This is a genomic window from Flavobacterium sediminilitoris (genome assembly GCF_023008245.1).
Classification (GTDB): Bacteria; Bacteroidota; Bacteroidia; order Flavobacteriales; family Flavobacteriaceae; genus Flavobacterium; species Flavobacterium sediminilitoris.
Window position 1 is genome coordinate 791,352 of the sequence record NZ_CP090145.1, and the last position, 22,052, is coordinate 813,403.

The following is a 22,052-nucleotide window of genomic DNA, read 5'->3' on the forward strand; positions in this document are numbered from 1 at the left end:
ATACTCAAACTTTTGATTGTATGTATTGCTTTCTATTACATATTTTCTCACTTTCAAAATAAAAAAACAGATTGGAATACTTTAATAAGCTATTTAGATTTTACATCAATTATAATCTTATTACTCTTTTCTATCTCAAATTGGACTTTAGAAATATTAAAGTGGCAAAATTTAATTTCTTATTTTAAAACTATTTCATTTTTAGAATCAACTAAACAAAGCTTAGGTTCTTTAACCGCTTCCATTTTCACTCCTAATAGAATAGGTGAATATGGCGCAAAAATGTTATATTATCCAAAAGAAAACGCTAAAAAAATTATGTTTTTAAATTTTATTAGCAACGGCTCTCAAATGGTAATAACTTGTTTTTTTGGACTTTTTGGTTTTTTAATTTACAGCCTTAATTTTACCTTAACTAAGAGTAGTTTCTGGATAAACTTTAACCTTAATAATACTCTTTTGGCTTTTCTAGGAGTATTGACATTCCTTTTTATACTCTTTTATATTTTCAGAAAAAAAGAATTTTATGGTTTTTCAGTTCAAAAACTCTTTACAAAAACAAAGGAATTTCCAAAACAGTTATGGATAACAAATTTTCAATTATCTGTTATGAGATACTTTGTTTTTTCTCATCAATTTTATTTTTTGTTAATCATTTTCAATTGTAACATTTCTTATTCTTTAGCCTTAGCAACTATTTTTATAATGTATTTGTTCGCATCTATTATCCCTAGCATTCAGTTTATGGATATAGCAATAAAAGGAAGTGTAGCTCTTTTTTTATTTAATAATTTCAATATTGAAAGCTGGAAAATAGTAATTATAACCTCTTTAATGTGGATTTTTAATTTAGTCATTCCTGTTTTAATAGGTAGTCATTTTGTTTTACAATTTAAACCTCAAAAAACATGATATCCCTTCTTTTTATAATCCTTTTTACTTACGTATTTTTCATTGTTGCGCTAATTTTTGGATTTACCAAAATGAAACCTATAATATTTTATGACAGTTCTATAAAAACTAAATTTTCTATTGTAGTCCCTTTTAGAAATGAGGCAGAAAATTTACCAAAACTACTTGCATCTCTTTCATTTTTAGATTATCCTAAAGAATTATATGAAGTGATGCTTGTTGATGACGATTCTGATGATGATATTTTGATTACAAATTATAATTTTTACTTTACAATAATTAAAAATGAAAGAAAATCTAATTCTCCAAAAAAAGACGCAATAGAAACTGCAATAAAAACAGCTAAACATGATTGGATTATAACTACTGACGCTGATTGCTTAGTTGAATCGAATTGGTTAAAAATTTTAGACAACTACATTCAGCAAAGTCAGAAAAAGATGATCGCTGCTGGTGTTTATTACTTACCTAAAAAAGGTTTTCTACATGCTTTTCAAAATTTAGATTTTTTGAGTTTACAAGGAGTTACTATTGGAAGTTTTGGAATTGAATTACCTTTTATGTGTAATGGTGCAAATTTTGCTTATCGCAAAGATTTTTTTTATGAATTAAATGGTTTTCAAGGGAATGAAAAGATAGCTAGTGGTGATGATGTTTTTTTATTACAAAAAGCAATTGAAAAAGAAAAAAATGCTGTAGGATTTTGCATGCATTACCAAAGCACTGTAAAAACACATAGTGTTGATAAATGGTCGGATTTGTTTTTTCAACGAGTAAGATGGGCTTCAAAAAGTACGGGTTATTCTTCTTTTTTTGGCAAAACAATAGCGTTACTTGTTTTTGGAATAAATCTAATCTGGGTTTTATCTTTTATGTTATGTGTTTTTAATTTATTTCCTTTATATTCTTTTTTATTTTATGCTGGAATAAAATTTTTAATCGATTCTTTATTATTATTTCAAGCTTCATCTTATTTCAAAACCAGAATAAATTGGCTTTTATTGAGTTCTTTTTTATATCCTTTTTTTAGCACTAGCGTAGCTATATACTCTTTGTTTGGAAAATACAAATGGAAAGGCAGACAATTTAAGAAATAAATCCTAAAAGCTACTCTGCTATATTGATAACAACTGGTAAAATAAATTGTGATTTTACTTTTATCCCTCTTTTTATAGCTGGTTCTATTGGTGGGAAATCAGATAAACGAACTTGAAGAATACTATCAATTACTTTTATATCGTATGATATACTGTCATTTGGTTTTTGGATTTCAAATTTCAAAGTAGCATCTGGATTAATCGTTACTTTTACATCTATAGTATCTATCTCTGGATATAAAATTTGTAATGTATCAGCACTTATTCTTTCTTGAATACTTTGTATTATATTTTCAAAAAAGCATTGTTTTTGTAATTCTTTATCCATAATAGAATCGCAAGAGAAAGCAGTTGGAAATTGATCTACTTCTTTCCAGTTTATCTTTTCTAATTCTTCTTGCAATAACTCATCTTTATCAGGAACTTTTTTATCAAAAAGCTGACAAGAGGTTACGATTAAAGCTAAAAATAATACTATTCTATATTTTTGCATCATCTATCTAAAACAGTTCTTTATTGTATTACTAAATAATATTTGTAATAATAATTATTTATAATTGAAGGATAAAAACAAAGTTATAACTTTGTTAGAGATTAACTAAACAATATATGGAATACTTTTTCTTAATTACAGGTTTTTGCTTTATGATCATAGGAATATTAGGTAGTTTTTTACCTGTATTACCTGGACCACCTATTAGTTGGATTGGGTTACTATTACTTTATTTAAGTCCTGAAATTGAAAATAATTATTGGGTTTTAAGCATTACATTAGTCATCGCAATAACAATTACTGTCCTTGATTATATTATTCCTGCTAAAGGGACAAAACGTTTTGGAGGAAGTAAATACGGAATTTGGGGAACTAATATTGGATTAATTATTGGGCTAATAGCTCCTATTCCATTTGGATTCTTAATTGGTCCTTTTTTAGGCGCTTTTATTGGAGAGATGACTTATGACACAAAAGATCACAATAGAGCCCTAAAAGCAGCTACTGGTTCTTTAATAGGCTTCTTAGCAGGTACATTTATTAAATTCGTTATAACAATCGCTTATCTTGGTTTATTTTTAGGATTAGTATGGGATAATTGGCATGTTTGGTTCTAACAAGCAATATTAAAACTCAAATCCTATTCGTATGTTTCTTATAATAGTTTAATTTCAAGAGCTTAATAAGCTTATATGTTATCTCTAAATTTTGATTATTTAATTTTACTTTTATTTTTTTTGTCCTTACAAAACAGTGTCGCATTCCCTTTAAGAGCGCTTAATTGAAAAAATAAAATGCAATACAATCCAAAAACATACATAATCATTAAATATAATGATATGTAGATAGATTAGAAAAATAGTAAAAAACATGAATAAATAAGTAAATTCTAATTTTACTCTTTTTGACATTCAAAGCAACTGAATCTATTACGTTAGTAGTTCTATACACATAATATTTGTTTTTATTATAGTCTATCTATAAAGCTAATAGGAATGCTAAATAAATTTTAAAGAGTTACAATTTACAATAGAGTATAAAAAACAATTCTTATATTTAGGTTATGTGATATTTCTTGAAGTATCTAAAAACAAAAAAAGCACTTCATTTCTGAAGTGCTTTTTCATTAAGCGGTCTGGACGGGACTCGAACCCGCGACCCCATGCGTGACAGGCATGTATTCTAACCAACTGAACTACCAAACCAGTGCTTTATTGCAGTGCAAATATATTTAAAAATTTACTATTTCATAACATCTTTTATGTTGTTTTTTTGGTATTTTTTTATAGACTAATTCTTTTAATCAAAAAAGCCATCCAAATTCTGAAACAAATCAGAATATATGGAAAGCTTTTCATTGGTCTAACTACTAAACCTGCCATGCGTTACAAAGGCATGACTAAACAACACAACTATTTTAGATACTTTTATGGGGCAAAAAAGCACCTCATTTCTGAAGTGCTTCTCCCATTAAGCGGTCTGGACGGGACTCGAACCCGCGACCCCATGCGTGACAGGCATGTATTCTAACCAACTGAACTACCAAACCATTGCTTTATTGCGGTGCAAATATACAACGCTTTTTCATTTCTCCAAATGTTTTTACAAAAAAAATAAAAACATTTTTACAAAAACTAACCAAACTTCTGTTTTTCAGCTAAATAAGTCGAAATTATTTTTTCGAAATTTTCTCCTACAGAAACAGGTACATATTGAATTCTATACTGCATACATGTATTAGCAATATCATTGAAATATTTTAAAACTTGTTTCTCATACTCTATTTTAATATTTTCCGAAAATAAATTTACTGTTTCCCCCGTTTCTACATCAACAAATTTTTTAGGTATATTATCAAAATCAAATGTTAGCTCGGTCTTTTTATCATATACATGAAAAACTACTACTTTATGTTTATTGTGTTTTAAATGTTGCAGTGCTTTAAAGATTTTTTTTTCATCTTCACTCTGAAACATATCCGTGAATAGGATTACCATTGATCGCCTATGTATATTTTCTGCTATTTGATGTAAAAAAGAAACAGTATCGGTTGTTTTAGAATCTTCTCCTTTTTTTAAAGTATTTTCTAATTTGTCTAACAACATTCTATGATGTCTATCACTTCCTTTCTCTGGAGAATAAAACTCGTATTCATCTGAATAAATACTAAGTCCTACTGCGTCTCTTTGCTTTTTTAAAATATTCATTAAAACGGCTGATGCCAAGACAGAAAATCCAATTTTGTTTTCATAAAAAAGTTGATCTTTCTGAAGCACAGGATAATGCATTGAAGAAGAATTATCTAAAATAATATGACACCTAAGATTCGTTTCTTCTTCATATCTTTTTGTGTACAATCTGTCTGTTTTTGCAAAAAGTTTCCAATCTATATGCTTAGTACTTTCTCCCGAATTATAAATTTTATGTTCTGCAAACTCCGCAGAAAAACCATGAAACGGACTTTTATGCATTCCCGATATAAATCCTTCTACTACTTGATTAGCTAGTAATTCAAGATGTTTAAAACTAGATATTTTTTCTAACTGACTTTCTATCTTCATATACCAAAGATATTGAAAAGATTATTATTTTTAAAGCATCAACTAAAAATAGACTAGTACATTTTTATCATTAAATCATAATAATAGAAACAAAAAAAGCCCAACATGAGTTAGGCTTTTCTTCATTATAATTATTTATTACAATAATGCATCAATTGCATCTGTATAGGTCTTCTTAGGAGCAACTCCTACTTGACGACCTACTACTTCTCCATTTTGGAATATTAATACTGTTGGAATATTTCTAACTCCGTATTTTGCAGCAAATTCTTGATTTGCATCTACATCAACTTTACCAACTACTGCTTTTCCTTCATATTCTGAAGAAACCTCATCAATAACTGGTCCAACCATTCTACATGGTCCACACCAAGCTGCCCAAAAATCTACTACTACTGGTTTATCTGATTTTAATACTACTTCATCAAAAGTAGCATCTGTTATTGCTAATGCCATATTTTCTTTTTTTTAAAATTTAATTTGAAAAAACAAATTTAATCAAATATTTGAATTTGAACGCACTGATTAAATTAGTTTTACTTATAGGACTATATAAAAAATTAATCTATAAAGATTTCAAAACCGATAATAACAATTCTCCTTTTAATCTTTTCGAATAGTCTGGATTTATATATAAAAACTCTATTTCATTTTTATCATTAATAACATAAACCGTTGGAACAGGTAACCAATTTGTGTTTTTCCCGTCTGAAAATTTACCTAACATTTTCCCGTATTTTTCAGGAGCTGAAAACGCAATACCTACAGCTTGAGAAAATTTACCTTCACTATCAGAAACTAACTTATATGACAATTTACCTTTTTCTTCTGTCTCTTTTAAAAATTCAGGAGCATCTGGACTAACTGCTATTATCTGATATCCTAAATCTATTATTTCTTTTTCTATTCCTTGCATGTCTGCTAATTGTGCATTACAATAAGGACACCATCCTCCTCTATATACAACAATTATAGATTTTTTAGAAAATAACTTATCTGTTTCCAATGCTTTACCTTCTAAATCAACCAAAGTAGTATTAGGTATTTTTTCTCCTATCAATAACGGTGAGATATTTTGTGGAGAATCTGCTACTTGAGCATTAATTGAAAATGACACACATACCAATAAGGTCGTAATTAAATTTTTCATTTTTGTCTTTTTAATTTCAAATACAAAATTAACAGTTCCCTAATCAACATAGTGTTGTCTGCCTAACATTAATTGAGTTTAAAATTAATTTGTCTATTTTCTAATTCTTGTAATAATTCGTTAGAAATTTTAACTTTCATTTTTCTACTTGCCATACTCAATTTAGTCACAACTTTAACTTCTTCAACCTCTGTAATTGTTGGTGCAATTTCCATTTGTTCAACCATTTCATCTGATTCTATTTCATCACTCACATCAACAATTTCATTTTCAACAACCTCAACAACTTGCCTTTTAACTTTTTCTAGCTCCATTACTTCTATAGATATTGGATTATCGCCTGCTTCTCTTTTAAAAAGTTCAAACAAAGACTGAATCATGTTTTCCTGAAGTTCTAAAACATTAAACTGAAGAATTATTTTTTTAGCAAACGTAGTCAAAACATCTTGAAGATATTGAATAGCTACAAACTGAACTCTAGGATCTCCTTTCTTTCCTTCTTGATTAGTCCAACCATCTTTAACCACTAATTTTAAAAAAGTAAAATTATTTTGAATTAAAAAATGACGAAACTTCAAATATTCTTCACCAAAAATTCGAAATTCAAAACTTTCATCATAGCCTTCTAATGTAAACATTGCCCATCCTTTTCCGTTTTTAGCAACACGGTGTTCTACTTTAGTAATAATTCCTCCTATACTTATATTTTTTCCCACAAAAGCCGTTAAATCTTTTAAATCTTCTAATTTGGCATTACAGAAATATTTCATCTCATATTTATAATCATCAAGTGGATGTCCTGAAATATAGATCCCTACAACTTCTTTTTCTTTTGCCAATTTTTCCATTGTATTCCACTCATCACATGGCGGAACAATTGGCTCTGGAATTTGCACTTCTGAAGACTCTCCAAACAAACTTACTTGCGATGAATTTTCATTTTCTTGAAATTTAGCACCATATTTTACTGCTTTTTCTAAAAAAGTAATTCCATCTCCTTCATCATGAAAATATTGCCCTCTATGTGTTTCTCCAAATCCATCAAATCCTCCTGCTAACGCAAGGTTTTCAAATGCTTTTTTATTGGCTGCACGCAAATCAATTCGTTTAGCTAAATCAAAAATTGATCTATATTTTCCTTCTTTTCTATTTTCAACAATAGTATTTACAGCTCCTTCTCCAACCCCTTTAATCGCTCCCATTCCAAAACGGACTGCATAATCTTCATTTACTGTAAATTTATAATATGATTCATTCACATCGGGTCCAAGAACTGCTAATCCCATTCGTTTACATTCTTCCATAAAAAACGAAACTTGCTTAATATCATTCATATTATTAGAAAGTACCGCTGCCATATATTCAGCAGGATAATGCGCTTTAAGATAAGCTGTTTGGTAAGCAATCCAAGCATAACAGGTAGAGTGTGACTTGTTAAATGCGTAACTCGCAAAAGCTTCCCAGTCTTTCCAGATTTTCTCCAAAACCGTTGCATCATGGCCTTTAGCAGAAGCTTGTTCTACAAACTTAGGTTTCATTTTATCCAAGACATCCTTTTGTTTTTTACCCATTGCTTTACGCAGTACATCGGCTTCACCTTTTGTAAAATCAGCTAACGACTGCGACAAAAGCATCACCTGCTCTTGGTAAACTGTAATTCCGTATGTTTCAGCTAAATACTCTGCACAAGCTTCTAAATCGTATTTGATTTCTTCTTCACCATTTTTTCTACGAACGAAAGAAGGAATATACTCCAATGGTCCTGGACGATACAATGCATTCATCGCGATTAAATCACCAAAAACAGTTGGTTTTAAATCCTTCATGTATTTTTGCATTCCAGGTGACTCGTATTGAAAAATTCCAACTGTTTCACCTCTTTGGAATAACTCATACGTTTTCTGATCATCAATCGGAAAATTATCAGGATCAAGTTGAACTCCCGTTCTATATTTAACTAACTTAACAGTATCTTTTATTAATGTTAAAGTTTTCAACCCTAAGAAATCCATCTTCAATAACCCAGCACTTTCCGCAACCGAGTTATCAAACTGAGTAACATATAAATCAGAATCTTTTGCTGTTGTAACCGGCACGAAATTAGTAATATCAGACGGTGTTATAATAACTCCACAAGCATGAATACCTGTATTTCGCATAGATCCTTCTAACACCTTAGCCTGCTGAATAGTTTCTCCTGCTAAATCTTCTGCTCCTGCAATTTCTATTAATTCTTTAACTTTATCAAATTCTTCTGAACGCAAAGCTTTTTTAACTTCACTTTCATCTTCTGCTAAAAAACGAGCCAAATTCCATTTAGAAGGCATCATACCAGGGATCAGTTTCGCAATTCTGTCTGCTTCAAATAAAGGCAAATCTAACACACGAGCTGTATCACGAATTGCTGATTTCGTAGCCATTTTACCATAAGTAATAATTTGCGCTACTTGATTCGCTCCATATTTTTTAATTACATAATCCATTACACGACCGCGACCTTCATCATCAAAATCAATATCAATATCGGGCATAGATACACGATCTGGATTTAAGAAACGCTCAAAAAGCAAATCATACTTGATTGGATCTATATTCGTAATTCCTAAGCAATAGGCAACCGCAGAACCCGCAGCAGAACCACGACCTGGTCCTACCGAAACATCCATTTTTCGTGCTTCGGCAATAAAATCTTGTACAATTAAAAAATAACCCGGATAACCTGAATTTGAAATTGTTAACAACTCAAAATCCAAACGTTCTTGAATTGCTGGTGTAATTTCACCATATCGCTTTTTTGCACCTTCCATAGTAAGGTGTCTCAAATAAGCATTTTCACCACGAACTCCACCATCAGCTTCATCTTCAATCACTATAAATTCTTGTGGAATATCATATTTCGGAAGTAATACATCACGATACAACGAATACGTTTCCACCTTATCTATAATTTCTTGAATATTGATAATCGCATCAGGTAGATCAGCAAAAAGCATTTTCATTTCCTCTCCTGACTTGTAATAATACTCCTGATTTGGCAATCCGTATCGATAACCCCTTCCACGACCAATGGGTGTTGCTTGTTTTTCCCCATCTTTTACACATAATAAAATATCATGTGCATTAGCATCTTCTTTATTTAAGTAAAAAGTATTGTTCGTTGCTATTAATTTTACTTTATGTTTTTGAGCAAAAGCAATTAAGGTTTGATTTACCCTATTCTCATCTTCTTGATTATGACGCATGATTTCAAGATAAAAATCCGCACCAAATTGTTCTTTCCACCAGATTAATGCTTCTTCAGCCTGATTTTCACCAATATTCAGAATTTTACTAGGAATTTCACCATATAAATTCCCTGATAAAACCATTATATCTTCTTTATATTTTTCTATAATTGTTCTATCAATTCTTGGCACATAATAAAATCCAGCAGTATAAGCCAATGAAGCCATTTTTGCTAAATTGTGATATCCTTTTTTGTTTTTAGCCAACAATACTATTTGATAACCATTGTCTTTTTTAGTTCTATCTAAATGATTTTCGCAAACATTAAACTCACATCCTACAATAGGTTTTATTTCTACTTCATTAGATTCTTCTCCTGCTTCTATTGCAGCTTCTATTTTTGCTTTAGCAGCTTTATTATGATTCATTACAGCGCTCACAAAATGAAAAGCTCCCATCATATTTCCAGTATCGGTCATTGCAACAGCAGGCATCTTATTTTTTGCTGTAGCAGATACTAAACTTGAAATAGCAATAGTCGATTGTAAAACGGAAAACTGAGTATGATTATGCAAATGTGCAAACTTAGCCTCTTTTAAATCGTTTTTATCCGATTCTGAAATGGTAGTTTGCGTATTTTCTTGTTCAATTTTTTGAAGCTTTCTCCTAATTTCATCAGAAGCTGCTTTTAAATTAATATGTTTTAATCCAACAAGTTGAATTTCTCTTGGATTATTTTCTTTAAATTTATTAAAATAATCAGGCGTTACATCAAGCTCTTCTTTTGTAAATACCTCACGCTTGATTAATTCGAGAAAACATCTTGTTGTTGCTTCTACATCGGCTGTTGCATTATGCGCTTCCGAAAAAGGAACTCCAAACAAATATTCATGCAATTCTGTTAATGTTGGTAGTTTGAATTTACCTCCTCTACCACCAGGTAATTTTAATAATTGCGCTGTAACTTCAGTACAGGTATCTAAAACTGGTTTTTTAGACATCTCTGATTCTGTATTCATTCGATGAAACTCACATCCCATAATATTGACATCAAAACCTACATTTTGTCCTACAACAAATTTAGCCTTAGACAAAGCAATATTAAATTTTTCTAAAACCTCACTTAGAGCAATCCCATTTTCTTGCGCTAATTCTGTAGAAATACCATGAATACGTTCTGCATCATAAGGAATATTAAACCCTTCTGGCTTCACTAAATAATCTTGATGTTCCACTAAATTCCCCATATCATCATGTAATTGCCAAGCAATTTGGATACAACGAGGCCAGTTATCTGTATCAGTTATAGGAGCGGACCAACTACGAGGTAGTCCAGTAGTTTCTGTATCAAAAATTAAGTACATCTATCTAATAATTAGGTAAAAAACAAAGATACGGTTTAAAAGAAATTGACACAATTTTAGTTGTTAACAAGAACTAAAAAAACCATCTGAATCCAGATGGTTTTTAAACTAAACATTTTATATATTTTATTAATTCAAAGGAATTTTAAAGAAAACTCCTTGAGAAAAAGTAACTACATCCCCATCACTATTTACTGCATTCAACTTAAACTTTCCTGTAAAAGTTCCATTTTCAACTTTCTCAATTACAACTTCACCATTACTTTGTTGCACATTTAAAACTCTAAAAGTAGCATTGTTATTACCTCCTTGAACAGTAACAAGATCTCCAGATCTATAATCTGCTCCTCTTGCCTTTATTGAATCACTTGAAATAGACCCATTTGAATTCACTTTGATTTTAAAAACTAACCCAACTCCTGTTCCTCCTGTAGTTTGAGCAGAGTCATCCAACACATAACCTGTTCCAGAATTCATTTTTTTAGCACTAAATACAGGTCCGGAAACCACACTTGTTTCATATTCTTCAACATTATTTGCTGTTCCTATTGAATAACTTGCTGAATTAGCCGAATTAGTTGTACCTAAAATATACGTCCCAATTCCTGTTGAGCTTGTTTTTAAGATTAATTCTTCAGCTCCTCTATACGCTTTAATTATCAATCCACCATTACCATCCATCGAAACACTAGTTTCTCTAGCTTTCCAGTGTGTATCATTTAATTTTGCTTGAAAAGCTGGAGTGTTATCTTGTGTTTCATTAACACATGAGGTTAATAAAACAACACTCATTAAAATTGTTACTATTTTCTTCATTTTATATCTAATTTTTAAGCAGTAAGAGACAAAAATAATTTTTTTAATTTAAACTACACCTAAAAAACAAAAAAATATTTCCAATTAAGATAGAACATTGTAAAACAAAGTTTTGTATATTTGCGCCCTTAAATAACTGAGGTCGGGAACCTCTAAATTAATCAAAAGATTATGCCTGTAAAAATTAGATTACAAAGACATGGTAAAAAAGGAAAACCTTTTTACTGGATTGTAGCGGCTGATGCTCGCTCAAAAAGAGATGGTAAATTCCTAGATAAAATAGGAACTTATAATCCAAACACTAACCCAGCTACTATCGATTTAAATTTAGATAGCGCTGTTCAATGGTTACACAACGGTGCTCAGCCAACTGACACTGCAAGAGCTATTTTATCTTATAAAGGTGCTTTACTAAAACACCACCTAGATGGAGGAGTTCGTAAAGGTGCTTTAACTCAAGAACAAGCTGATGCTAAATTAGCAACTTGGTTAGATGAAAAAGCAGGAAAAGTTGATGCTAAAAAAGATGGTTTAAGCAAAGCGCAAGCTGACGCTAAAGCTAAAGCTTTAAAAGCTGAAACAGAAGCAAACGAAAAACGTATTGCTGCTCAAGCTGAAGCATTAAAAGCTGAAGAAGTAGCTGAGGCTACAACTGAAGAAGCTCCGGCTGTTGAAGAAAACAATGAAGAAACTGAAGCTTAATTTTTAATATTAGATCGTAATCATGCATAAAAAAGATTGTTTCTATTTAGGCAAAATTGCGAGAAAATTTAGCTTTAAAGGTGAAGTCTTACTCTATTTAGACACAGATGAGCCTGAATTGTATCAAAATTTGGAATCAGTTTTTGTTGAATTAAACAAAACACTGGTTCCTTTTTTTATTGAAAAACGATCACTTCACAAAGATAAATTTTTACGCGTTAGATTTGAAGATGTAAAAAATGAAGCTGATGCTGACGCAATTATGAATTGCGAAGTTTATCTTCCTCTTTCTATGTTACCAAAACTAGAAGGCAATAAATTTTATTATCATGAAATCATTGATTTTGATGTAGAAGATGTTCGTCTTGGAAACATTGGAAAAATGAAAGGAGTAAATGACAGCAATGCCCAACCTCTTTTTGAAATTACTAAAGGAGAAATTGACATTTTAGTTCCAATGATTGATGCTTTTATTGTCAAAATTGACAGAGCTAATAAAAAGGTTATCTTAAACACACCTGAAGGACTAGTAGACCTTTATTTAGGCTAAAAACACAATTCCAAACTATTATTATATCTATAAATGAGCACTACTTTTAATTTTAAACAATTTAAAATAGAGCAAGATCGTTGTGCTATGAAAATAGGAACTGATGCTGTTTTATTAGGTGCCTGGACACCTATAATAAATAATCCATATAACATTTTAGATATTGGCACAGGTACTGGAATTTTATCTTTAATGCTTGCTCAAAGGAGCAATGCAGAACAAATTGACGCCCTTGAAATTGACGAAAATGCTTATGAGCAAGCTACTGACAATTTTGAAGAATCACTTTGGAACGATCGTTTATTTTGTTTTCATGCTGGATTAGATGAATTCATGGATGAACCAGAAGACGAGTATGATTTAATTATTTCAAATCCCCCTTTTTATTCGGAAGATTATAAAACCGAAAATGCACAAAGAGATTTAGCTCGTTTTGAAGAGGCAATGCCTTTTGAAGATTTAGTAGAAGCTGCCGATTTATTACTTTCAGAAAACGGAATATTTTCTGTTATTATTCCTTTTAAAGAAGAAGCTCGTTTTTTAGCTTTGGCAAACGACTTTGAATTATACCCTTTAAAAATCACTCATGTTAAGGGAACACCAGCAACTGAAATCAAAAGAAGTTTAATAGCGTTTACTCGTATTAAACAAACTACTTTAGTAGACGAACTTGTTATTGAAACAGCGCGCCATCAATATACCTCTGAATATATAGAATTAACTAAAGATTTTTATTTAAAATTCTAGATAATTTAATTTCTATTTCCTTCAATAATATTATACATTTCTAAAGCCTTTCCATCGGTTAAAAGAGACACGAAATGACAAATATGCAACAATTGATCGTACACTTTTTCTTTTTGATGTAAAAATCGTTCTGGCAATAATTTTAGAATAATAGTATCATAATTTGAAGCTTTTCCTCCAATTTTATTATGATATGCTGTACAAAATTTATCCAATAACGTATTGATAATTTTATATCCTACTACTTCTTTCTGAACTACTTCTCTACATTGATACACATTTTTGACACTAATTTGAATAATATCATTCATTTGAGCTATATATTGACTTTTATCCATCAAAGAATAAGGAAATTCCCCTTTTAGAATAGCTTCTTCATTTTCCATAAAAACTTTTACAGCATCACTGATTAAACTACCAATTGCCAGAGCCCTTAAATAACTGATACGGTCTTCTTTAGTCGTTAATTGGTTGTATTTTTTAGTATCAATTCCATTTTTAACCAATTTTATTAGGTATTCCAATGCAAATTCTTCCTGAATGAGTCCAAGATTAATTCCATCTTCAAAATCGATGATAGTGTAGCAAATATCATCCGCTGCTTCAACCAAATACGCTAAGGGATGACGTTCAAAACCGATATCATTTCCTGTTTTATTTGAGATCATACCTAGTTCTTTTGCTACATCACTAAAAGAAGCTTTGTCTTGTTGGAAAAAACCATATTTTTTATCACAAATTCTAAAAGTTGGTTTTTTGGGTAAACTTTCTTTTGGATATTTCATAAAAGCCCCCAAAGTAGCATACGAAATACGCAAAGAACCTTCAATACCTTCTCTAGAAGTGGCCAAAACCGAAAAACCATTGGCATTTCCTTCAAAATCTATTAAATCTTGCCATTCTTTGTCGGTTAACTTGTCTTTGTATTGCAATCCATTTCCAGTTTTAAAATATTCACCAATAGCTTTTTCTCCAGAATGTCCAAAAGGAGGATTTCCAATATCGTGAGCCAAAGCAGCAGCAGCTACAATGGCTCCAAAATCGTTCATATGATAACCCGATTCTTTTAAATAAGGATGTTTTTCTATGACTTGTTTTCCAACTAAACGTCCAATCGAACGTCCTACTACAGAAACTTCCAAACTATGTGTCAAACGATTGTGCACAAAATCAGTTTTTGAAAGCGGAATTACCTGTGTTTTATCTTGCAAACTTCTAAAAGCAGATGAAAAAATAATTCTATCATAGTCTACCTCAAATCCTAAACGCGTATCATCTTGTTCCTTTCTCAGTCTTTTATTTGTATCTCCTTGACGTTTTAAAGATAATAACTGCTCCCAGTTCATTTTTTTTATCATACTCTTATAAAAGTTTAACCTTAATATTTCAGTTTCAAAGATACTGAAATAGATATATTTTTAAAGCAGCTTTAATAGTGTTATTATTTGTAAATGTTATAGAAGTAACAAATTCGCAAAAACAAAAACATTTTTCTAATTAATTTTATAATACTTTTGTGCAGAATTTAAGTTCTTAATTTATTTCTTCATCAACCGATAGAGGTTTTACTTAACTGTAGATTAATAGGGAATCGTGTGTAAATCACGAACTGTCGCGCAACTGTAAGTAACACAAAAAGTTTTTATCTGAAATAAGATCCACTGTTTGCTTTGCAAATGGGAAGGACGGTAAAAATGTTACAAGTCAGGAGACCTGCCTTTATTGAATTGACAATGCTTTCGCGATTTGAAGCAATAGTCTGGATTGATACATTCTCACACGACAATATAATTATATTCTATTTTGTTGTGCGTTTACCTATACATGTATTTATTCTATCTATTTCCTTTATTTCAAAAAACATTTGAAATGCATCAAGAGCTTTTTTAACTGATTTATTCATTTTAAAAGCAAAAAAAATGCTAACAAACAATCTAGGTTACCCGCGAATTGGTAACAACAGAGAATTAAAAAAAGCCTGTGAAAATTATTGGTCAGGAAAAATCACATCTGATGCACTAATAGCTGTTGGAAAAAGTCTCCGTAAACAAAATTGGCTATTACAATCAGAAGCTGGAATAGATCTTATTCCTTCTAATGATTTTTCATTTTACGACCAAGTTCTTGATTTATCACTTACACTTGGAGTTATTCCGGCTCATTACTCAGAATTTGAACAAAGAAACACCGAGTTAGACTTGTATTTTGCTATGGCAAGAGGTGCACAAAAAGACGATCAAGATGTTAAAGCGATGGAAATGACAAAATGGTTTGACACAAATTACCATTACATTGTTCCTGAATTCACAAAAGATCAAGAATTTAAGTTATACTCTGAAAAAATAATAAGTGAATTTATCGAAGCTAAAGAATTAGGAATTACAACCAAACCTGTTCTTATTGGTCCCGTTTCTTATTTACTTCTTGGAAAGGAAAAAGAAAAAGGATTCCACAGAATTGATCTCCTAGATAAATTACTTCCTGTTTATTTTGAAATTTTAAAAAAACTTGAAGATGAAAATGTAGAGTGGATACAATTTGATGAACCTTTTCTAGCGTTAAATTTAACGAATATTGAAAGAGCCGCTTTAATTCATACTTACAAAGAAATAAACAATCGCTTTCCAAATATAAAAATCATCCTAGCTAATTATTTTGATTGTTTTGGAGACAACTTAGAGACAGCTCTTTCTCTTCCTGTACACACTCTTCATTTAGACTTGGTTCGCTGTCCATTACAATTAGATGATATTTTAAAGTCTACTTTTATTTCTAGTAACACCTTCCTTTCATTAGGCGTTGTTGATGGACGAAATATTTGGAAAAACGATTTCCAAAAGACATTATCTCTTATTAAAAAAGCATCCAATTTATTAGGCAAAGAAAGATTACTAATTGCCCCTTCTTGTTCCTTAATACATTGTCCTTGTGACTTAGATCTTGAAACAAATGAAACCTCTTTAACACCAGAAATCAAACAATGGCTTGCTTTTGCAAAGCAAAAAATAAATGAAGTTGTTTTACTCAAAAAATTTGCATCTGGCGAATTAGAAACAACAAACAACACTCATTATAATGAGAACAATAAAGCTAATCAAAATCGTAAAACAGCCACAATCATACACAATGAAGCTGTTAAAAACAGAGTAGGAAAGATTAACGAAAAAGACTCTCAAAGAGAAAACCCTTTCTCAATAAGAAGACAAAAACAAATAGAAGTATTAAATCTACCTTTGTTTCCGACCACTACGATAGGCTCATTTCCACAGACCACAGAAGTTCGTAGTTGGAGAGCAAAATTTAAAAAAGGAGAAATAACCGCTCAAGAATATGATAATTTAATTAAAATAGAAACAGAAGAAACTATTCGTTTCCAAGAAGAGTCTGGAATTGACGTTTTAGTTCATGGTGAATTTGAGCGTAATGACATGGTGGAATATTTTGGAGAACAACTAGATGGTTTTACTTTCACTAAAAATGGTTGGGTTCAAAGCTACGGAAGCAGATGCGTAAAGCCTCCTGTTATTTATGGTGATGTTTCCCGTGCGAATCCAATGACTGTTAAATGGGCTAAATTTGCCCAATCACTAACTCCTAAATGGGTCAAAGGAATGTTAACTGGTCCTGTGACTATTTTACAATGGTCATTTGTTCGTAATGACCAACCTAGATCAACAACATGTACTCAAATAGCTCTTGCTATCCGTGATGAAGTAGTAGATTTAGAAAAAGCAGGTATTAAAATAATTCAAATTGACGAACCTGCTATAAGAGAAGGACTACCATTACGAAAAGAAGATTGGGCAACTTATTTAGATTGGGCAATTAAAGCTTTTAGGATTTCAGCAAGTGGTATTAAAGATAACACACAAATTCATACACACATGTGTTATAGTGAGTTTAATGATATTATTCAAAATATTGCAGATATGGATGCTGATGTAATTACCATAGAATGTTCTCGTTCACAAATGGAATTATTAGATGCTTTCTCTAATTTTAAATACCCCAATGAAATAGGCCCAGGAGTATATGATATTCATTCTCCTCGTGTTCCGTCTAGTAAAGAAATGTCCCATTTATTAGAAAAAGCAGCAGCAGTTATTCCTGCTGATCAATTATGGGTAAATCCAGATTGCGGTTTAAAAACACGTCATTGGGATGAAACTAAAAAAGCTTTAATTGAGATGGTTGCAGCTGCTAAAGAGATGCGATTATTGATAAAAAAAGAAGTTCTTTCTTAACAACTATGAACAACACAGCCAAACAAGTTAATTTATGTTTGGCTGTGTTTTTATTTCTAATAATATTCAATTCCAAATTAAGGTTTATCATTTGCCAAAAAGAAATCTTTTGATTTTTTTGGATATTGAGCATAGTTGATATCACTAGGATTTTCTATTATTGATTTGATATTTATTTCATCTCCTATTTTAAATTTTGCAATTGTGTATTTATAGTCTAACAAATATTCTCCACAAAAGAAATTTCCTTTTTCATCTTGTTCAATAATCCCTGTATACACTCCTTTACTTTCTTTAGACATGGCGTTTTATTTTTTGACAAAGGTACGAATTGTAATGCAACTTTTATTATAAAAGAAAACAGCCATGTGTTGATGGCTGTTTTCTTTACTCTATTATCTTTATTCTTAACTCTATAATTAAGAACCACACATTTCACAATCATCTGGTTCAGCATTCTTAGAACGTTCTAACATTGCTTTAAACTCATCTGTTGACATTTCAGATTTTACTTCAACTGGAACTTGTTCTGGTTTTTTGTCATTATTTAAAGTAAACTTAATTGCATCTACCGCAGATTTTGTTCTTAAATAATACATTCCTGTTTTTAAACCACTCTTCCATGCATAAAAATGCATTGACGTTAATTTTGCCATTGTTGCTCCTTCCATAAATAAATTTAAAGATTGAGATTGATCTATAAAGTATCCTCTTTGACGAGACATATCTATAATATCTTTCATACTCAATTCCCAAACTGTCTTATATAAATCTTTAATATCTTGTGGAATAACATCTATATCTTGAATTGATCCATTATTACGCATGATTTCTTGTTTTAAATTATCATTCCATAATCCTAAACTAACTAAATCATGTAATAAATGTTTATTTACAACTATAAACTCTCCTGATAACACTCTTCGCGTGTATATATTTGATGTATATGGCTCAAATGCCTCGTTATTTCCTAATATTTGCGATGTAGATGCAGTTGGCATTGGTGCTAATAATAACGAATTACGAACTCCTTTTTCCATTACTTCTTTTCGTAAAGAAGCCCAATCCCATCTTCCTGATAAATCTTCGTCTTTTAAACCCCACATATTGTACTGAAACTCTCCTTTTGAAATTGGAGATCCTTCAAAAGTAGAATACGGTCCTTCTTCTATAGCTAGTTCCATTGAAGCTGTAACCGCAGCAAAATAAATTGTTTCGAAGATTTCTTGATTTAATTTTTTTGCTTCATCACTTGTAAATGGCATTCTTAATAAGATAAAAGCATCTGCCAAACCTTGAACTCCTAAACCAACTGGTCTGTGACGTAAATTTGAATTTTCAGCTTCTTTTACAGGATAATAATTTCTATCAATTACTTTATTTAAGTTACGTGTAATTCTTTTCGTTACATCAAATAAAAATTGATGGTTAAATTCCCCATTCTCAATAAACATTGGTAATGAAATAGAAGCTAAATTACATACTGCTATTTCATCTTCAGAAGTATATTCTAAGATTTCAGTACATAAATTTGACGAACGAATAGTTCCTAAATTTTTTTGATTTGATTTTCTATTTGCTGCATCTTTATACAGCATATAAGGTGTTCCTGTTTCAATTTGCGATTCTAATATTTTTTCCCAAAGCTCACGTGCTTTTATTGTCTTTCTTCCTTTTCCTTCCTTTTCATAATTTGTATACATTGTTTCAAACTCTTCACCATACACATCATACAAACCTGGGCATTCATTTGGACACATTAACGTCCACGTTGCGTCTTCTTCAACGCGCTTCATAAACAAATCACACATCCACATTGCAAAAAACAAATCTCTTGCACGCATTTCTTCTTTACCATGATTTTTCTTCAAATCTAAGAAATCGAAAATATCAGCATGCCATGGTTCTATGTAAATAGCAAAACTCCCTTTCCTCTTTCCTCCTCCTTGATCTACATAACGTGCTGTATCATTAAACACTCTCAACATAGGTACAATTCCATTTGAAGTACCATTTGTTCCACGAATATAAGAACCTGTTGCTCTTACATTGTGAATAGACAAACCTATTCCTCCGGCAGATTGTGATATTTTAGCCGTTTGTTTTAACGTATCATAAATTCCATCAATACTATCATCTTGCATAGTTAGCAAGAAGCATGATGACATTTGTGGTTTTGGCGTTCCTGCATTAAACAATGTAGGCGTTGCATGTGTGAAAAATTTCTTCGACATTAATTCGTACGTTTCAATTGCCGAATCAATATCATTTAAATGTATTCCAACAGAAACACGCATTAACATGTGCTGTGGTCTTTCTGCTATTTTACCATTTATTTTTAATAAATAAGAGCGTTCTAACGTTTTAAATCCAAAATAATCATAATTAAAATCGCGATTATAAATAATGGTTGAATCTAATTTTTCAGCATTCTCCATGATTACATTATACACTTCATCAGAAAGCAATGGTGCTTCTTGACCTGTTCTTGGATTCACATAATGATACATCTCTGTCATTGTTTCAGAGAAAGATTTTGTTGTATTTTTATGTAAATTTGAAACTGCAATACGAGCTGCTAATTGTGCATAATCTGGATGCGCAATTGTCATTGAAGCGGCTGTTTCTGCTGCTAAATTATCTAATTCAGAAGTTGTAACACCATCATATAATCCTTCAATTACACGCATAGCAACTTTTACAGGATCTACTAGTTCATTTAGCTCATAGCATAAAAATCTTATTCTATCAGTAATTTTATCAAACATTACTGGTTCTCTTCTACCGTCTCTTTTTACTACATTCATTTTACAGCTTTTATATATGGTTAATTGCCAAAACTATATTTATTTTCCAGTTTTGATGGAAATAGAATTTCATCATTAAAAAATATATTATACTATATATTAACAATGATAAACTCACCTTCATTAGAAAAAAGGTTTTTTCTAAAAGATATGTTTCTAGATATTCTAAATTATTGTTTCGTAAATAAACAATAAGAAATTAATAAATTAAATTGATTTTAAAAATCTGCGTCAAAACTAATTTTTCCAGATTCCGTATCATTATTCATTACTCCTGCTTTTTGATATTCGGCTACTCTTTTTTCAAAGAAATTAGTTTTTCCTTGAAGTGATATCATATCCATAAAATCAAATGGATTTGAAGAATTATACACTCTTTCACAACCTAACTCAACTAGTAATCTATCAGTAACAAATTCTAAATATTGAGTCATTAAATTTGCATTCATTCCAATTAAGCTAACTGGCAATGATTCTGTAACAAATTCCCTTTCGATATTTAATGCATCCACAATAATATCTTTAATTCTAGTTTTAGGGACTTTATTTATTAAATGATGATTATGTAAATGCACGGCAAAATCACAATGCACACCTTCATCACGAGAAATTAATTCATTTGAAAATGTTAATCCAGGCATTAACCCTCTTTTTTTCAACCAAAAAATAGAACAAAATGCTCCAGAAAAGAAAATCCCTTCTACGGCAGCAAATGCAATTAATCTTTCAGCAAAAGAATCTGACTCAATCCATTTTAAAGCCCATTCTGCTTTTTTCTTAATTGCAGGAAACACATCTATTGCATGAAACAATTTATCTTTTTCTACTTCATCTTTAACATAAGTATCAATTAATAATGAATATGTTTCACTATGAATGTTCTCCATCATAATTTGAAAGCCATAGAAAAATTTTGCTTCCGCATATTGCACTTCATTAACAAAATTTTCTGCTAAATTTTCATTAACAATTCCATCAGAAGCTGCAAAAAAAGCTAGAATGTGTTTAATGAAATACTTTTCATCATCATTTAATTTAGTATTCCAGTCTGTGATATCTTGATGTAAATCAATTTCTTCAGCAGTCCAAAAACTAGCCTCCATTTTCTTATACCATTCCCAAATATCATGGTGTTTTATTGGAAAAATAACAAAACGGTCTTTGTTTTCTTGTAAAATTGGTTCGACTACCGACATAGTTGTTTGATTTAAACGGATTTAATTTTTAGATTTATTACTTTAACTTGGGACTACAAAGTTTGCAATTTGTAATGGAAAATAAAAGTCAAACTTATTCACAATTAGAGTAAGTTTTTAACAACGAGTAAAATTTTTCTTACTCAAAAATAATTTCATAATTAATTGACAATCAATTTATTATATTT

General features: G+C 30.6%; 17 protein-coding genes, 2 tRNA genes and 1 riboswitch. Of the genes, 7 read left to right on the plus strand and 12 right to left on the minus strand.

From position 1 onward, the window contains the following. Nucleotides 1–12 precede the first annotated feature (12 nt). Together LXD69_RS03730 and LXD69_RS03735 are read left to right on the plus strand one after the other, a co-directional pair. Entirely contained in the window at nt 13–912 is a 900-nt protein-coding gene (locus LXD69_RS03730) for a flippase-like domain-containing protein (protein ID WP_246917667.1), read from the plus strand. Between the two features lie 71 nt (nt 913–983). Further along, complete coding sequence (locus LXD69_RS03735; RefSeq protein WP_317236312.1) at nt 984–2,009, plus strand: glycosyltransferase; 1,026 nt, start codon at nt 984–986, stop codon at nt 2,007–2,009. A 10-nt stretch (nt 2,010–2,019) separates the two neighbouring features. Here LXD69_RS03735 and LXD69_RS03740 read toward each other — a convergent pair whose 3' ends face one another. Continuing rightward, the gene (locus LXD69_RS03740; protein WP_317236313.1) at nt 2,020–2,505 is read right to left on the minus strand and encodes a hypothetical protein; all 486 of its coding nucleotides are present in this window, start codon (nt 2,503–2,505) and stop codon (nt 2,020–2,022) included. 113 nt (nt 2,506–2,618) lie between these two features. Here LXD69_RS03740 and LXD69_RS03745 point away from each other — a divergent pair, with 113 nt between their 5' ends. Beyond that, a complete protein-coding gene (locus LXD69_RS03745; RefSeq protein ID WP_246917673.1) occupies nt 2,619–3,119 on the plus strand; it encodes a DUF456 domain-containing protein in 501 nt (166 codons plus the stop codon). A 514-nt stretch (nt 3,120–3,633) separates the two neighbouring features. Here LXD69_RS03745 and LXD69_RS03750 read toward each other — a convergent pair. The 7 genes from LXD69_RS03750 to LXD69_RS03780 form a co-directional block, all read right to left on the minus strand. Further along, nucleotides 3,634–3,707: transfer RNA gene (locus tag LXD69_RS03750), tRNA-Asp, on the minus strand. A gap of 270 nt (nt 3,708–3,977) precedes the next feature. Further along, a tRNA-Asp gene (locus LXD69_RS03755) sits at nt 3,978–4,051 on the minus strand. Between the two features lie 85 nt (nt 4,052–4,136). After that, nucleotides 4,137–5,063 (minus strand): DUF58 domain-containing protein, encoded by a 927-nt coding sequence (locus LXD69_RS03760; RefSeq protein ID WP_246917675.1) that lies wholly within the window; start codon nt 5,061–5,063, stop codon nt 4,137–4,139. 138 nt (nt 5,064–5,201) lie between these two features. Then, nucleotides 5,202–5,519 carry a thioredoxin gene (trxA, locus tag LXD69_RS03765; RefSeq protein WP_026717477.1) on the minus strand — a complete coding sequence of 106 codons (318 nt, stop codon included), beginning with the start codon at nt 5,517–5,519 and terminating at the stop codon, nt 5,202–5,204. A gap of 109 nt (nt 5,520–5,628) precedes the next feature. Next, entirely contained in the window at nt 5,629–6,213 is a 585-nt protein-coding gene (locus LXD69_RS03770; RefSeq protein WP_246917678.1) for a peroxiredoxin-like family protein, read from the minus strand. Nucleotides 6,214–6,281: 68 nt separating this feature from the next. Further along, nucleotides 6,282–10,802, minus strand: a complete 4,521-nt coding sequence (gene dnaE, locus LXD69_RS03775) for a DNA polymerase III subunit alpha (protein WP_246917681.1) — start codon at nt 10,800–10,802, stop codon at nt 6,282–6,284. Between the two features lie 129 nt (nt 10,803–10,931). Beyond that, a complete protein-coding gene (locus tag LXD69_RS03780; protein WP_246917683.1) occupies nt 10,932–11,618 on the minus strand; it encodes a DUF6252 family protein in 687 nt (228 codons plus the stop codon). 171 nt (nt 11,619–11,789) lie between these two features. Between LXD69_RS03780 and LXD69_RS03785 the strand changes: the two genes are divergently transcribed. Genes LXD69_RS03785 through LXD69_RS03795 form a run of 3 tightly spaced genes read left to right on the plus strand, consistent with a single transcriptional unit; the run spans nt 11,790 to nt 13,617 of the window. Continuing rightward, on the plus strand, nt 11,790–12,320 hold the full coding sequence (locus LXD69_RS03785; RefSeq protein WP_045970939.1) for a 30S ribosomal protein S16: 531 nt from the start codon (nt 11,790–11,792) through the stop codon (nt 12,318–12,320). Nucleotides 12,321–12,342: 22 nt separating this feature from the next. Then, nucleotides 12,343–12,870, plus strand: coding sequence for a ribosome maturation factor RimM (gene rimM / locus LXD69_RS03790; protein WP_045970937.1), 528 nt, complete (start codon nt 12,343–12,345; stop codon nt 12,868–12,870). Between the two features lie 33 nt (nt 12,871–12,903). After that, on the plus strand, nt 12,904–13,617 hold the full coding sequence (locus LXD69_RS03795) for a tRNA1(Val) (adenine(37)-N6)-methyltransferase (RefSeq protein WP_235270975.1): 714 nt from the start codon (nt 12,904–12,906) through the stop codon (nt 13,615–13,617). 5 nt (nt 13,618–13,622) lie between these two features. Here LXD69_RS03795 and dgt read toward each other — a convergent pair whose 3' ends face one another. Further along, a complete protein-coding gene (gene dgt / locus LXD69_RS03800; RefSeq protein WP_045971169.1) occupies nt 13,623–14,963 on the minus strand; it encodes a dGTP triphosphohydrolase in 1,341 nt (446 codons plus the stop codon). Nucleotides 14,964–15,160: 197 nt separating this feature from the next. After that, a riboswitch (cobalamin riboswitch) is annotated at nt 15,161–15,352 on the plus strand. Nucleotides 15,353–15,536: 184 nt separating this feature from the next. Here dgt and metE point away from each other — a divergent pair. Next, nucleotides 15,537–17,861: a 5-methyltetrahydropteroyltriglutamate--homocysteine S-methyltransferase gene (metE, locus tag LXD69_RS03805; protein ID WP_246917685.1), complete on the plus strand. Its 2,325-nt coding sequence runs from the start codon at nt 15,537–15,539 to the stop codon at nt 17,859–17,861. A 77-nt stretch (nt 17,862–17,938) separates the two neighbouring features. Here the strand turns inward: metE and LXD69_RS03810 are convergent, their stop codons facing one another. From LXD69_RS03810 to LXD69_RS03820, 3 genes are all read right to left on the minus strand, one after another. Next, nucleotides 17,939–18,163 carry a hypothetical protein gene (locus LXD69_RS03810; RefSeq protein WP_045970932.1) on the minus strand — a complete coding sequence of 75 codons (225 nt, stop codon included), beginning with the start codon at nt 18,161–18,163 and terminating at the stop codon, nt 17,939–17,941. Between the two features lie 117 nt (nt 18,164–18,280). Next, nucleotides 18,281–20,668 (minus strand): ribonucleoside-diphosphate reductase subunit alpha, encoded by a 2,388-nt coding sequence (locus LXD69_RS03815; RefSeq protein ID WP_246917688.1) that lies wholly within the window; start codon nt 20,666–20,668, stop codon nt 18,281–18,283. Between the two features lie 218 nt (nt 20,669–20,886). Beyond that, nucleotides 20,887–21,864 carry a ribonucleotide-diphosphate reductase subunit beta gene (locus LXD69_RS03820; protein WP_045970927.1) on the minus strand — a complete coding sequence of 326 codons (978 nt, stop codon included), beginning with the start codon at nt 21,862–21,864 and terminating at the stop codon, nt 20,887–20,889. Nucleotides 21,865–22,052: the final 188 nt, after the last annotated feature.

Bases quoted from the DNA above. Each gene is read 5' to 3' on its own strand.
- LXD69_RS03735 (WP_317236312.1), top strand. From the start codon at position 984: ATGAAACCTATAATATTTTATGACAGTTCTATAAAAACTAAATTTTCT.
- LXD69_RS03740 (WP_317236313.1), bottom strand. From the start codon at position 2,505: ATGATGCAAAAATATAGAATAGTATTATTTTTAGCTTTAATCGTAACC.
- LXD69_RS03745 (WP_246917673.1), top strand. From the start codon at position 2,619: ATGGAATACTTTTTCTTAATTACAGGTTTTTGCTTTATGATCATAGGA.
- LXD69_RS03760 (WP_246917675.1), bottom strand. From the start codon at position 5,063: ATGAAGATAGAAAGTCAGTTAGAAAAAATATCTAGTTTTAAACATCTT.
- trxA (WP_026717477.1), bottom strand. From the start codon at position 5,519: ATGGCATTAGCAATAACAGATGCTACTTTTGATGAAGTAGTATTAAAA.
- LXD69_RS03770 (WP_246917678.1), bottom strand. From the start codon at position 6,213: ATGAAAAATTTAATTACGACCTTATTGGTATGTGTGTCATTTTCAATT.
- dnaE (WP_246917681.1), bottom strand. From the start codon at position 10,802: ATGTACTTAATTTTTGATACAGAAACTACTGGACTACCTCGTAGTTGG.
- LXD69_RS03780 (WP_246917683.1), bottom strand. From the start codon at position 11,618: ATGAAGAAAATAGTAACAATTTTAATGAGTGTTGTTTTATTAACCTCA.
- LXD69_RS03785 (WP_045970939.1), top strand. From the start codon at position 11,790: ATGCCTGTAAAAATTAGATTACAAAGACATGGTAAAAAAGGAAAACCT.
- rimM (WP_045970937.1), top strand. From the start codon at position 12,343: ATGCATAAAAAAGATTGTTTCTATTTAGGCAAAATTGCGAGAAAATTT.
- LXD69_RS03795 (WP_235270975.1), top strand. From the start codon at position 12,904: ATGAGCACTACTTTTAATTTTAAACAATTTAAAATAGAGCAAGATCGT.
- dgt (WP_045971169.1), bottom strand. From the start codon at position 14,963: ATGAACTGGGAGCAGTTATTATCTTTAAAACGTCAAGGAGATACAAAT.
- metE (WP_246917685.1), top strand. From the start codon at position 15,537: ATGCTAACAAACAATCTAGGTTACCCGCGAATTGGTAACAACAGAGAA.
- LXD69_RS03810 (WP_045970932.1), bottom strand. From the start codon at position 18,163: ATGTCTAAAGAAAGTAAAGGAGTGTATACAGGGATTATTGAACAAGAT.
- LXD69_RS03815 (WP_246917688.1), bottom strand. From the start codon at position 20,668: ATGAATGTAGTAAAAAGAGACGGTAGAAGAGAACCAGTAATGTTTGAT.
- LXD69_RS03820 (WP_045970927.1), bottom strand. From the start codon at position 21,864: ATGTCGGTAGTCGAACCAATTTTACAAGAAAACAAAGACCGTTTTGTT.